Source organism: Staphylococcus sp. HMSC034C12 (assembly GCF_001835895.1).
GTDB lineage: Bacteria > Bacillota > Bacilli > Staphylococcales > Staphylococcaceae > Staphylococcus > Staphylococcus hominis.
In genome coordinates this window covers 45,661-58,124 of record NZ_KV826330.1, presented here as the reverse complement: position 1 = coordinate 58,124, position 12,464 = coordinate 45,661, and the positions used below count along the sequence as shown (strand labels likewise).

The following is a 12,464-nucleotide window of genomic DNA, read 5'->3' as shown; positions in this document are numbered from 1 at the left end:
TGTATCTTGATACTCATCTACATGGATGTATTGAAATTTATTTTGATAGTATTCTAATGCATCTGGTACACGTTCAAATAAACGAATCGTTTTCATGATTAAATCATCAAAATCCAATGCTTCATTTCTAGACAGTTGACGTTGATATCCACTATATACTGTTGCAACCATTTGTGAATGAAAATCATTTGCTTCTTTCATCGCATCTTCGGGCGTTTTCAATTCATTTTTTAAATTACTGATGGCACCAATAAACATTCTCGGTTCAAAACGTTTACTATCAATATTTTCATTTTTAAGTACATCTTTAATTACAGATTTTTGATCAGTTGGATCAATAATGGTAAAGTTGCGTTCAATTCCAATACGATCTGCATCTCTTCTTAAAATCTTTACACACATTGAATGGAACGTTGACATCCAAATCACTTGAGCTTCTTCACCAACCAAGTGTTCCACACGCTCTTTCATTTCTTTTGCAGCTTTATTAGTAAAGGTAATAGCTAAAATGTTATACGGAGACACATCTTTTTCATCTAATAAGTAGGCTATGCGATGTGTTAACACCCTTGTTTTACCTGAACCTGCGCCAGCCATGATAAGCAGAGGACCTTCTGTCGTTCTAACTGCTTCACTTTGTTCTTTATTCATATTACTTACTAGAGAATTCATTATTTCGACTCCTTCTTTATTTTTACAGTTTTTAAAGCTTTTTTAATATCTGAGTATATAATATTACCTACAATAATTGTATCGGCATAGTTTTTCATTTCTTTAGCTTCAGTTAAAGAACTAATACCGCCACCATAAAATAATTGTGTATGGGTTAACATTTGGGAAGCGGCTTTTACAATATCTTTATCTCCATATGTACCACTATATTCTAAATACAAAATTGGCAACTTATACATTTCTTCAACGAGTTGAGCATAAGCTTCAATATCTTCAACATCTAACTGAGTATTTGATTGCGTAAGTTTGGCTACTTTACTATCTGGATTAAGAACGACATACCCTTCAAGCATCACTTCTTCAAAATTAATCATATGACCATATTGTTTTAATGCTTTATGAAGCAAACCATTATGATACGTCACATCATTACTATTTAATATTGAAGGTATAAAATAAAAGTCAAAGCCAGGCATTACGCTATCTAAATTTGAAACCTCTAGTACTAAAGGTAATGGATATCTTCTAACTCTACTCATAAGATGAATGACATTATCTTCAGTTACATCGTCTGTCCCCCCAATCATGATGGCATCAGTATCTGACATACATAAGGCTTCTAAATTTTCGTCGCTAATCTCTTTGGCAGGATCAAGTTTAAATACATGCTGCCACTTTCTAATGTCATACATTATCCATAACTCCTTCTTTTAACATACACTAAATTATAGCATTTTTACCTTTGCAATTCTAAATCAATACACTAAGTTTATACTAGTATAAATTGTAAAAATTATATTCACAAAAAAGAGACAATTGCTATTTTTAGCTAAGCAATTGTCTCTCTTTATTTATTCTTTTGTTTCAACATTTAATCTATCTAAAATCATTGTATACGCATCATTACCCCATTGCAGTGAGCGTTTAACTCTAGATATCGTAGCTGTTGATGCACCAGATTTCTTTTCTATAGTTGCATAAGTAAAACCTTGCTTTATCATTTTAGCAACTTGAAGTCTTTGAGATAAAGATTGAATTTCATTGACTGTACATAAATCATCAAAGAATTGATAACATTCTTCTCTATCTTTAAGTGTTAAGATAGCATCAAATAATTCATCCAATGCTTCTCCTCTTAATTTTTCAATTTGCATCTCAAGCAACCCCTATTTTCAAATTAAATATAACTATATTTTAACGCATTAATTAATTAAAGTGTAGTTATTTCAATTGAAAATACTAAAACTATATTAGTAAACTATTCTAAATTAGCACGTTTAAAAATGGTATCAACTTGGTTCAAATGATGTTTTGGATCAAAACACTCGTCTAATTCTTCTTTAGATAAAACATTTGTAATGGTTGAATCTTGTTCTATAAGTTCACGGAAAGATGTTTTAGTTTCCCAAGATTTCATTGCTTTAGGTTGTACTTTATCGTATGCTTCTTCACGAACCATACCTTTATTAATCAATGCAAGTAAAACGCGTTGTGAGAAAATAAGACCAAATGTTTTATTGATATTATTTCTCATATTATCTTCAAATACTGTTAAACGGTCGATAATATTAGTAAATCTGTTTAAAGCATAGTCTAAAGCAATTGTTACATCTGGTAACATAACTCGCTCTGCAGAAGAATGAGAAATGTCTCGTTCATGCCATAATGGGACATTTTCATAAGCAGTCGTAATATAACCACGAATCACTCTTGAAATACCTGTAATATTTTCTGAACCGATTGGATTACGTTTATGCGGCATTGCTGATGATCCTTTTTGACCTTTTGCAAATGCTTCTTCAACTTCTCTCGTTTCAGTTTTTTGTAAATTACGAACTTCTACAGCAAATTTTTCTAATGATGTCGCAATTAACGCTAAAGTTGCAATGTAATAAGCATGACGATCACGTTGAAGTGTTTGAGTTGATACAGGGGCTGTGTCAATTCCAAGATGTTTACAAACGTAACTTTCAATTTCAGGAGGGATATTGGCAAATGTTCCTACTGCACCACTCATTTTCCCAACTTCAATTTCTTTACGTACCTCTTTAAAACGTTTTAAATTACGTTTCATTTCTGTATACCATAATGCCATTTTTACGCCAAAAGTAGTTGGCTCAGCATGAACACCGTGTGTACGACCCATCATTAATGTATATTTGTATTTTTTAGCTTTTTCTTCAAGTACTTTAATAAAGCGTTCAATATCTTTTTCAATAATTTCATTCGCTTGTTTAATTACATAACTTAATGCAGTATCTACAACATCTGTAGAAGTTAATCCATAATGAACCCATTTACGTTCTTCTCCAAGTGTTTCAGATACTTGTCTTGTAAATGCTACTACATCATGACGTGTTTCTTGTTCAATTTCTTTTGCACGATTGACATCAACTTTAGCATTTTCACGAATTTTTTTTACGTCGTCCTTAGGAATATACCCTAATTCGCTCCAGGCTTCACAAGCAAGAATCTCCACTTCTAACCATGCTTCATATCTATTTTGGTCTGTCCAAATACTCGACATTTCTTCTCTTGAATAACGTTCAATCATTATTAAACTCCTATCTTATGTAATTATTTTTATAAAAAGCTGTACATTAAATCGTTTTTAAGTAAAATAGTTCGTATTTAACTCTATATTTATAGTTTAACAGATTCTATACTAAAAGTATAAAGATTTTTTATTCTAATTGAATATAGGTTTACGAACTTTATAAAAATATTAAAAGGTCTCTGACTTCTAAAGTGTCAAAGACCTATATATGAGCAGTTATTAAATGTCGTTTTCGATTTTCTTACCAACAAATTGAATATCTTGTCGTAATATCTTTATATTTCCTTGTTTATCTTCAAAGTAAACAGGTTTTTCAATACGTCTGACTGGCATGTATCCTTCTTTTCTCATACGTGCAATACAATCTGAAATAGTTTCATTTTCATTTACCTTGAATTTCACTATGTTCCACAACACTTTCTATTTCTTCTACTTCATATGCTTTTACTTTTTTAGTTCGAACACCTTTAGTCCAGAATCCACCGTGAATGGCTCTAGGTTCATACGCAATGATAAATGCTTTTTCATCTAAACTACGAACAGTTTCCATTAATTTTCGTTCATAACGTCTAGGTGTTAAAATTTGCATTACCATTCGACTTCCATCTCTACCATGTGCTTCATAGTGAGTAACACCATAACCTAAATTTCGTAACTCTTTAGGTAAATCGAGCTCGTATTCTGCAGATGTTACGTTTACAACTGTATAGCCTAATGCAAGCTTTTCTTCAATTTTCATTCCAACAATGATACCTATTGAGAATCCAAAGGCATATGCAATAATATTTTGAATTTGATCTAAACTAGACATCACTAGCCCTAATCCAACAACATATATTAAAACTTCAAGAAAACTTACTACTGCTGCCATATAACGATATCCTTTTAACGTTAAAATTGTGCGCATTGTAAGAAATGTAACATAAAAAACGTTAATGATGAATATCGCTAATACCATTATCCATGGATTTGACGTTATTACTGACATATTATTCCTCATTTCATTTAACTAAAATTCGAAATAATTTTATCAGTCACAAATAATTTTGTCACTAAAAACTAATAGTAATTAAATCATTTAATTATTAACGTATTCATTTATTCTTTTGTATATGAATGTTTAGGCCAAGTATAGCGAGTATATGCCAATTCTCTTTTATGTGCATTTTTAACATAATGATTCTCTATCGTTGTTTTTGCATCACTTGGTACTTCTTTGCCCTCTAAGTAGTCATCAATTTGATTATAAGTTACCCCTAATGCTTCCTCATCAGGTAATTGGGGTTTATCATCTTCTAAATCAGCAGTAGGCACTTTTTCATATAAATGTGATGGCGCTTCTAAATATTCCAAAAGCTGTCTACCTTGGCGTTTATCCAGTCCAAAAATAGGTGCAATATCTGCAGCACCATCACCGTATTTAGTATAAAAACCTGTGATATTTTCAGCTGAATGGTCCGTTCCTATAACAATACCACTACGATTTGAAGCAATAGAAAATTGTACTTTCATGCGCTCTCTTGCTTTTTCATTTCCTCTTTGGAAGTCTGTAAGTTCAATACCCGCTTCTTTCAATGATGCTACACTTTGATCTACTGCCGGTTTAATATTAACTGTAATCACTTCATCAGGTTGAATAAAATGAAGTGCATCTTCTACTTCATCAGCATCCATTTGTTTACCATAGGGAAGTTTAACTGCTATAAATTGACATTCTCTTCCTTCTTTACGGAGTTCTTCAACTGCTAATTGCGCTAATTTACCAGTAAGTGTAGAATCTTGACCACCAGATATACCAAGTACTAATGACTTAATAAATGTATGTGATTGAACATAATTTTTTATAAATTGGATAATCTCACGAATTTCTTGTTGACTATCAATATGTTTTTTTACTTTCATTTCTTTTACTACAATATCTTGTAAATTAGTCATTGTCTTCCTCCATTTCCTTAACATGTTCTGCCACTTCAAGAATGCGCTTTTGTTTATTATTCCAACAACTTGTGCTTAAATCTACTGGATATTCTTGTGGATTTAAATAACGTTTATTTTCTTCCCACAATTGTGATAATGATTGTTTTAAATAATCTTGAGTTTCTTTTTCACTTGGTAAGTCATAAACTAACTTACCATTTTCGAAAATTGAATGATGTAAATCAACCGCTTCAAAATGCTTAACATGTTTCATTTTATAAGTATGAACTGGATGGAACATCTTTAATGGTTTTTCTTTATTAGGATTTTCATGTTCAAGCGTGATATAGTCACCTTCAGCCTTGCCAGTTTTAGTATTAATAATACGATATACTTTTTTCTTACCAGGCGTAGTAACTTTTTCCGCATTATTTGATAGCTTGATACGATCTACATATTCACCCTTATTATTTTCAACAGCGACAAGTTTATAAACTGCTCCTAAGGCTGGTTGATCATAACCCGTGATCAATTTAGTCCCTACACCCCAAGAATCTACTTTTGCACCTTGTGCCTTTAAACTGGTAATTGTTTGCTCATCTAAATCATTTGAAGCAATGATTTTTGCGTCTTTAAAGCCTGCATCATCAAGCATACGACGAGCTTTTTTCGATAAATATGCAATGTCACCAGAATCTAATCTTATACCTATAAAATTAATGGAATCTCCTAATTCTTTTGCAACTTTAATTGCAGTTGGTACCCCAGATTTTAAAGTGTGGAACGTATCTACTAAAAACACACAATTTTTATGTCGTTCTGCATAAATCTTAAATGCTTTATACTCATCACCATATGTTTGAACGAGTGCATGAGCATGAGTTCCGGAAACTGGAATACCAAATAATTTACCTGCTCGGACATTACTTGTTGAATCAAACCCACCAATATATGCTGCACGTGCTCCCCAAACTGCGGCATCAATTTCTTGTGCACGTCGTGTACCAAATTCCATTAACGTATCTTGTGGTGCAACTTGACGAATTCTACTAGCTTTCGTTGTAATAAGCGTATGAAAATTTACAATATTAAGTAAAATTGTTTCAATAAGTTGAGCTTGAATTAATGGCGCTTCTACTCGTAATAATGGTTCATTCCCAAAACACAATTCCCCTTCTTGCATCGCGCGAATATTCCCTGTAAATTTCAAATTTTTAAGATATTTTAAAAAATCATTTTTATATCCTATTAATTGTAAATATTCGATATCAGAATCACTAAAATGGAAGTTTTCTATAAATTGAATCATTCTTTTCAACCCATTAAAAACAGCATATCCACTTCCAAATGGCATATTTCTGAAATACAAATCAAACACTGCATTTCTTTCATGAATACCATCATTCCAGTAACTTTCTGCCATATTTATTTGATATAAATCATTATGTAACATTAAACTATCATCTTCGTAACGATACACCCTCATCTCTCCTAACAACCTTTTTGTATATTTTATCACAATTCAATAATAGTGAGTATTTTCGATAATAGTCTTTAATTTAAAAATTAATTTTTTTAATTCGACAAATTCATGACATAAGTATTTATTGTATGTGTTATATCAGTTACTCGCTTATAATACTATTGAGGTGTTTATATGCTATTAGAAGAAGCTAAAAATTTTATCCAAACTATGTATGGTGAATTAAATTACTCAAATCATATTATTTCTAAACGTATCACTGAGATAGAGAAAGAAATCAATCAAACAGGTACTTATACACATACTTATGAAGAACTAAATTATGGTGCTAAAATGGCATGGCGTAATTCCAATCGATGTGTCGGCCGCTTATTTTGGGAATCATTAAACGTTGTGGATGCACGAGATATTTATACAGAACAACATTTCTTAGATGCGCTTCATAATCATTTAAGCAAAGCAACAAATGGCGGTAAAATCAAACCATATATCACTATATTTTCTTCAACTGATGCACCTAAAATATATAACAATCAATTAATACGTTACGCAGGATATGAAGATAAAGGCGATCCATCAGAACGCGAGATAACGCAATTAGCTAATCATTTGGGATGGAAAGGCAAAGGTTCAGACTTTGACGTGCTTCCTCTTATTTATCAATTACCAAATTCACCTATAAAATATCATGAATTTCCAGCTTCATTGATTAAAGAAGTTGATATAGAACATGATCAATTTCCAAAGCTGAAAGATTTACATTTAAAATGGTATGGTGTTCCTATTATTTCTAATATGGATTTGAAAATAGGTGGAATTACATATCCAACTGCTCCTTTTAATGGTTGGTACATGGTCACTGAAATTGCAGTTCGTAATTTTACTGATACTTACCGCTATAATTTGCTTGAAAAAGTTGCAGAAACATTTGAATTTGGTACACTTAAAAATAATTCATTTAATAAAGATCGTACATTAGTAGAATTAAATTATGCAGTTTATCACTCTTTTAAATCACAGGGTGTTTCTATTGTTGACCACTTAACTGCTGCTAAACAATTTGAATTATTTGAAGAAAAAGAGGAACAGCATCATCGTGATGTTACTGGAAAATGGTCATGGTTAGCCCCACCGTTATCGCCAACGTTAACTGCTAATTATCATCATGGATACAAAAATATTATTAAAGATCCTAATTTCCATTATAAAAAAGCGATACCGATGAAATGTCCATTCCACTAGTGTACAAGATTCATGAGGTGACAATTCATCATGCATTTATATTATTTAGGTCCCGAAGGTACATTTTCATATTTAGCTGCTAAAAAATATTTTTCAAAAGATAACTTTAATTTCATACCAAAGTCTAATTTATACGAAGTCATTAAGGCAGTAAATAGTGACGCTCAATCTGTAGCAATTGTACCAATAGAAAATTCAATTGAAGGAACTATAAACATTGTGGCAGATGCACTGGCTCAACAACATGTTTTTGCACATGGGGAAATACATTTAGATATTAATTTTGGTTTATATGCGACAAGTGATTCAAAGGTAGAAAATATAAAAAAGGTATACTCTATCGCACCAGCCATCAGTCAAACAAGCCAATACATTCAAAAACATCAATTTTCTTACGATTATGTTGACAGTACGATTCAAGGATTAGAAAAAATTTCCTCAGATGTAGCTGCCATTGTTCCTGTGGGTAGTGGTGAAATGTACGGATATACTGCTATAGAGAGTAATATTCAAGATTATCCGCATAATGTTACACGTTTTTTAGTCATAAAAAATGATAATAACTTTGAGTCTAAAACGAATAACACAATGCTATTAATTACCCCTAAGTATGACAAAGCTGGATTACTGGCAAGTATACTGACTACATTTGCATTATTTGATATTAATTTATCATGGATTGAATCAAGACCACTGAAAACTCAACTGGGTATGTATCGTTTCTTTGTACAAGCAGATACCGGTCTATCAGATAATTTGAATAAAGTTATCTCGATATTAGAAACATTAGATTTTTCAGTAAAAATTATTGGCGCTTTTCATCGTCAATAAAATAGAGTGGACAATATTTGTGTTGAAGTTATCCTCTCATTCTGAAAATCTAACCGCATCATATTAAAAATGCCTAGGATCACTCATGAACTCATGATGTCCCAGGCTCTTTTTATGTATTTATTTAAAGTATTAAGATAAAACATACATAATGAATATATGATTTCAAGATATTTAATTTTATTTTAAATTTAATGTGTCAGAAATATCAAATCCTAAAATATGTGGCATTAAGAAATAAACAACTACTATAATAATCACTGCAGAAATTAAATTAACCCAAAATCCTACTTTAGCCATTTCTTTAATACTCAACTTACCTGATCCAAATATAATAGCATTTGGGGGTGTTCCTACTGGTAACATGTAAGCACAGTTTGATGCCATAGCTGCAGGTACCATTAATAACAATGGATGTACACCTACTGCTACAGATAGCGCAGCAAGAATAGGTAAAATCATTGTAGCAGTTGCTGTATTCGAAGTCACTTCTGTTAAAAATAACACAAATATTGTAATGACAATAACGATTACTAGTGGATGCACCCCATCTAACATTTTCAGTTGCTCACCTAGCCATTTTGCTAAACCACTTTCTGAAATTCCTTTTGCTAAAGCTAAGCCTCCACCAAATAATATAAGTACACCCCATGGTAATTCTTTTGCCACTTCCCAATCAATAATTCGCTTATGCTTTTCTTTACTTTTAGCCGGAAATATAAAAAGTAAAATAGAAATAAATATTGCAATTGTACCGTCTGCAACTTCAGATGTTATTGAAAAATTTTTTAAAATAAATTCTCTTGTTATCCATAGTAAGCTGGCAAGAATAAAAATAGCTTGAACTACTTTTTCTTCATAAGACATTTTACCAAGACGATTGAGTTTATCTTCAATCAATGTTTGACCACCCGGTAAATACTTCAGATCATGTCTAAATGCGATAAATCTTAAATAAGCCCATGCTAGTGCTATTAAAATAATGACTGTAGGAATACCAACAATCATCCATTTAGCAAAGCTAATTTCTTGTCCAAAATGTTGTTCAAATTGTCCTTTTAGTATAATGAGTGGCGGTGTTCCAATAAGTGTACCTAATCCTCCGATGGTCCCAGAATAACCAATTGCTAAAACAAGTGATTTTTCAAATTTCGAAATACTATCTGATTTAACGTCATCATCTTTCAACTCATTCGCTTCTTTAATAATTGCTAAACCAATAGGTATCATTATCATAACAGCCGCTGTATTTGATACAAACATTGATAGGAATCCTGTAGCAATCATGAATCCTAATAATATTTTACTCGTGCTTGCCCCAATATATCTAATAATAGTTAAAGCTACACGTGTATGTAAATTCCACCTTTCCATAACAATTGCAAGAATAAAACCACCTAAAAATAAAAAGATAATATCATTACCATATTCAGAAGAGACTTGTTCAGGCGAAAGTACATGTCCTAAAGGCAAAAGTATGAGTGGTAAAAAACTCGTTGCAGCAATTGGTATCGCTTCTGTAATCCACCAAATAGCTATCCACACCGTAATTCCTAAAACATATACCCCTTTGAAAGGAAGTTCTACTGGATGAAAGAATGATAAGATAAGAACAAACAATAACGGTCCTAAATTGAGCCCCAATAATTGCCCCATAGAATAAGATTGATTTGTATGATCTTTTTTAGAAAAAATGTTAAGTATTGTGCATTTCTTCGAAAACCTGATTGCTTAGTCATCTAATTCCCCCTTTAAAATTAGAAACTTAACTCAATATATTCTATTTTTTAAAATATGGCATCATATCAATATAGTCGATTTGATACCTATTATGTTGCAAACAAACCCCATAGAAAATCTGACTTTTTTGAAAATATATAATGATATTATAACACAAAAGAAAACGCTTTATTATATATCATAATAAAGCGCGTATCATTTATTTTTCATCTATAATTATACCTTTTTAAATTAAATACTAATCAATATTAATTTTTTTAACTTTAACTTTATCATTTTGATTAAATGTCAAATTAGAAATATCTTCTAAATGTAATCTTTGTGTCGAATGATTAAACGAATTACCTGCAATAAAAACATTAGTATGTTTTACATTATTATAACTTCTCACGTGTATAGCATCTCTTTTCATTTCTCCTTCGAAATGATTACCGGTTACAGTCAAATTATCTCCAGCTTGAGTCTTTTGAACTTGTCCTGTAGAAACATCAGCCGCATTTTTTCCATCTTTAACTCCAAGAAAACGAATACCACCATTACAATTTATAAAGGTATTATTTGAGATAAACATTGTCTTTGATTTTAACGGAGTTAATGCATATTCATTCATTCCGTTAAACACATTATTCCTTATATGAATATTTTCGTAAAAGCGATTATAACGACTGGCATGAGAGCCTATCGCTCTATTCCAAGCTTGCATTTTAGGTTGGTTTGAATTTCCAAAATAGCAATCTTCAATGACAACATTTTTGGTAATCGTGCCATCAGTCGTACCAAATTTAGGAAATGACCCAGGCACTTGAATGTCTAATTGAATTGCTTCAGAAAATGAGCGATCACCATTTACATCAAAAAAGCCTTTAAACTTACAGTTCTTAATATATAAACCATTGATTCCACAAGCATCTAGTGCATGTCCACCTACAACATCAAGTACTGTAATATCTATTAACTCGATATCTTCAGCATGACCTATAGACATTGCGGTATTATTGTAGGGGTACTTTGAACCGTTCATATCAAATATACCACCTTTTATTTTAATATGCCCATTTCCTTGATATCCATGATAGAAACCAAATTTTTTACCATTTTTTAACAATGCATCTCTCGAGTGACGCTGCAAGATGGTATCATCTTCTAATATTAAAGTGGTATGATCATATATCACTAATGCTTTACTAATATAATAAGTCCCAGATGGTATATAAACTGTATGTTCTCCGTATCTTGCGGCATTAAGTGCTTTTTGTATAGCTTTAGTATCTCTTCGTTTATGTTTTCCTTTTAAACCAAAATCCTGTGCATTGATCAATATTTTTTATCCCCTATCTTATGTTGTTATTAAATATATTTGTAACCATAATGGTGTATAGCTATACTATATTTATAATTTAATATTATACATTTTTTAAGGTATTCAAACATTTATTAAGAAAGGGATGTTTATTATGACTAACAAAGCATTGATTGTTGTAGATTATTCTTATGATTTTATCGCTGATGACGGTCGATTAACTTGTGGTAAACCAGGCCAAGATATTGAACAGTTTATTGTAGAAAGACTCAATCAATATCAACATCAACATGATAATATCTTTTTCATGATGGATTTACATTTTGAAGAAGACCCGTATCATCCTGAAACTAAATTATTCCCACCACATAACATTGAAGGCACTTCAGGTCGTCAATTATATGGTAAGGTAAAATCATTTTTTGATAAATATAAAAATGAAGATACTGTACATTATTTAGATAAGCGACGTTATGATTCTTTTTATGGTACTGCTTTAGATAGTTTATTAAGAGAAAGACATATTGATACTGTTGAAATTGTAGGTGTATGTACTGATATATGTGTACTCCATACAGCAATTTCTGCTTATAATTTAGGCTATCATATTATTATCCCTGAACAAGGTGTTGCCTCATTTAATGAAGAGGGTCATCAGTTCGCTTTAGCTCATTTTAAAAACTCATTAGGTGCAAAGGTAGAAGTTATCAATTAAAACATGC

12 protein-coding genes and 1 pseudogene are annotated in these 12,464 nt (G+C 31.4%); 3 read left to right on the top strand and 10 right to left on the bottom strand.

The genetic code is table 11. From position 1 onward, the window contains the following. From HMPREF2629_RS06420 to HMPREF2629_RS06385, 8 genes are all read right to left on the bottom strand, one after another. On the bottom strand, window positions 1-672 hold a 672-nt coding region (locus HMPREF2629_RS06420; RefSeq protein ID WP_176746868.1), incomplete at its 3' end, for a UvrD-helicase domain-containing protein. Beyond that, window positions 672-1,364 (bottom strand): heptaprenylglyceryl phosphate synthase, encoded by a 693-nt coding sequence (locus HMPREF2629_RS06415; protein ID WP_017175246.1) that lies wholly within the window; start codon window positions 1,362-1,364, stop codon window positions 672-674. The genes HMPREF2629_RS06415 and HMPREF2629_RS06420, both read right to left, overlap by 1 nt. Window positions 1,365-1,523: 159 nt before the next feature. Further along, a complete protein-coding gene (locus HMPREF2629_RS06410) occupies window positions 1,524-1,826 on the bottom strand; it encodes a YerC/YecD family TrpR-related protein (RefSeq protein WP_017175247.1) in 303 nt (100 codons plus the stop codon). Between the two features lie 104 nt (window positions 1,827-1,930). Next, on the bottom strand, window positions 1,931-3,226 hold the full coding sequence (gene purB, locus HMPREF2629_RS06405; protein WP_054105543.1) for an adenylosuccinate lyase: 1,296 nt from the start codon (window positions 3,224-3,226) through the stop codon (window positions 1,931-1,933). A 222-nt stretch (window positions 3,227-3,448) separates the two neighbouring features. After that, on the bottom strand, window positions 3,449-3,631 hold the full coding sequence (locus HMPREF2629_RS06400) for an NETI motif-containing protein (RefSeq protein ID WP_002455112.1): 183 nt from the start codon (window positions 3,629-3,631) through the stop codon (window positions 3,449-3,451). Beyond that, the gene (locus tag HMPREF2629_RS06395) at window positions 3,612-4,217 is read right to left on the bottom strand and encodes a DUF2179 domain-containing protein (RefSeq protein WP_049413929.1); all 606 of its coding nucleotides are present in this window, start codon (window positions 4,215-4,217) and stop codon (window positions 3,612-3,614) included. Before HMPREF2629_RS06395 ends, HMPREF2629_RS06400 begins: the two co-directional genes overlap by 20 nt. A gap of 110 nt (window positions 4,218-4,327) precedes the next feature. Continuing rightward, a complete protein-coding gene (gene nadE, locus HMPREF2629_RS06390) occupies window positions 4,328-5,164 on the bottom strand; it encodes an ammonia-dependent NAD(+) synthetase (protein WP_054105544.1) in 837 nt (278 codons plus the stop codon). After that, the gene (locus HMPREF2629_RS06385) at window positions 5,157-6,626 is read right to left on the bottom strand and encodes a nicotinate phosphoribosyltransferase (RefSeq protein ID WP_070813216.1); all 1,470 of its coding nucleotides are present in this window, start codon (window positions 6,624-6,626) and stop codon (window positions 5,157-5,159) included. Before HMPREF2629_RS06385 ends, nadE begins: the two co-directional genes overlap by 8 nt. Before the next feature lie 177 nt (window positions 6,627-6,803). Between HMPREF2629_RS06385 and HMPREF2629_RS06380 the strand changes: the two genes are divergently transcribed. Together HMPREF2629_RS06380 and pheA are read left to right on the top strand one after the other, a co-directional pair. Then, window positions 6,804-7,871 carry a nitric oxide synthase oxygenase gene (locus HMPREF2629_RS06380; protein WP_017175252.1) on the top strand — a complete coding sequence of 356 codons (1,068 nt, stop codon included), beginning with the start codon at window positions 6,804-6,806 and terminating at the stop codon, window positions 7,869-7,871. Window positions 7,872-7,901: 30 nt separating this feature from the next. Next, on the top strand, window positions 7,902-8,702 hold the full coding sequence (pheA, locus tag HMPREF2629_RS06375; protein ID WP_017175253.1) for a prephenate dehydratase: 801 nt from the start codon (window positions 7,902-7,904) through the stop codon (window positions 8,700-8,702). 180 nt (window positions 8,703-8,882) lie between these two features. On the opposite strand, the pseudogene HMPREF2629_RS06370 reads toward pheA, so the two are convergent. Both HMPREF2629_RS06370 and HMPREF2629_RS06365 read right to left on the bottom strand, forming a co-directional pair. Next, a pseudogene (locus tag HMPREF2629_RS06370) lies at window positions 8,883-10,441 on the bottom strand (DASS family sodium-coupled anion symporter). Window positions 10,442-10,680: 239 nt separating this feature from the next. Further along, entirely contained in the window at window positions 10,681-11,763 is a 1,083-nt protein-coding gene (locus tag HMPREF2629_RS06365; RefSeq protein ID WP_039984319.1) for a glycosyl hydrolase family 28-related protein, read from the bottom strand. A 133-nt stretch (window positions 11,764-11,896) separates the two neighbouring features. Between HMPREF2629_RS06365 and HMPREF2629_RS06360 the strand changes: the two genes are divergently transcribed. Beyond that, the gene (locus tag HMPREF2629_RS06360) at window positions 11,897-12,457 is read left to right on the top strand and encodes a cysteine hydrolase family protein (RefSeq protein ID WP_002450084.1); all 561 of its coding nucleotides are present in this window, start codon (window positions 11,897-11,899) and stop codon (window positions 12,455-12,457) included. The last annotated feature ends 7 nt before the right edge of the window (window positions 12,458-12,464 follow it).

Excerpts from the sequence above, each read along its gene's own strand:
- HMPREF2629_RS06415 (WP_017175246.1), bottom strand. The coding sequence starts at position 1,364 with ATGTATGACATTAGAAAGTGGCAGCATGTATTTAAACTTGATCCTGCC.
- HMPREF2629_RS06410 (WP_017175247.1), bottom strand. The coding sequence starts at position 1,826 with ATGCAAATTGAAAAATTAAGAGGAGAAGCATTGGATGAATTATTTGAT.
- purB (WP_054105543.1), bottom strand. The coding sequence starts at position 3,226 with ATGATTGAACGTTATTCAAGAGAAGAAATGTCGAGTATTTGGACAGAC.
- HMPREF2629_RS06395 (WP_049413929.1), bottom strand. The coding sequence starts at position 4,217 with ATGTCAGTAATAACGTCAAATCCATGGATAATGGTATTAGCGATATTC.
- nadE (WP_054105544.1), bottom strand. The coding sequence starts at position 5,164 with ATGACTAATTTACAAGATATTGTAGTAAAAGAAATGAAAGTAAAAAAA.
- HMPREF2629_RS06380 (WP_017175252.1), top strand. The coding sequence starts at position 6,804 with ATGCTATTAGAAGAAGCTAAAAATTTTATCCAAACTATGTATGGTGAA.
- pheA (WP_017175253.1), top strand. The coding sequence starts at position 7,902 with ATGCATTTATATTATTTAGGTCCCGAAGGTACATTTTCATATTTAGCT.
- HMPREF2629_RS06360 (WP_002450084.1), top strand. The coding sequence starts at position 11,897 with ATGACTAACAAAGCATTGATTGTTGTAGATTATTCTTATGATTTTATC.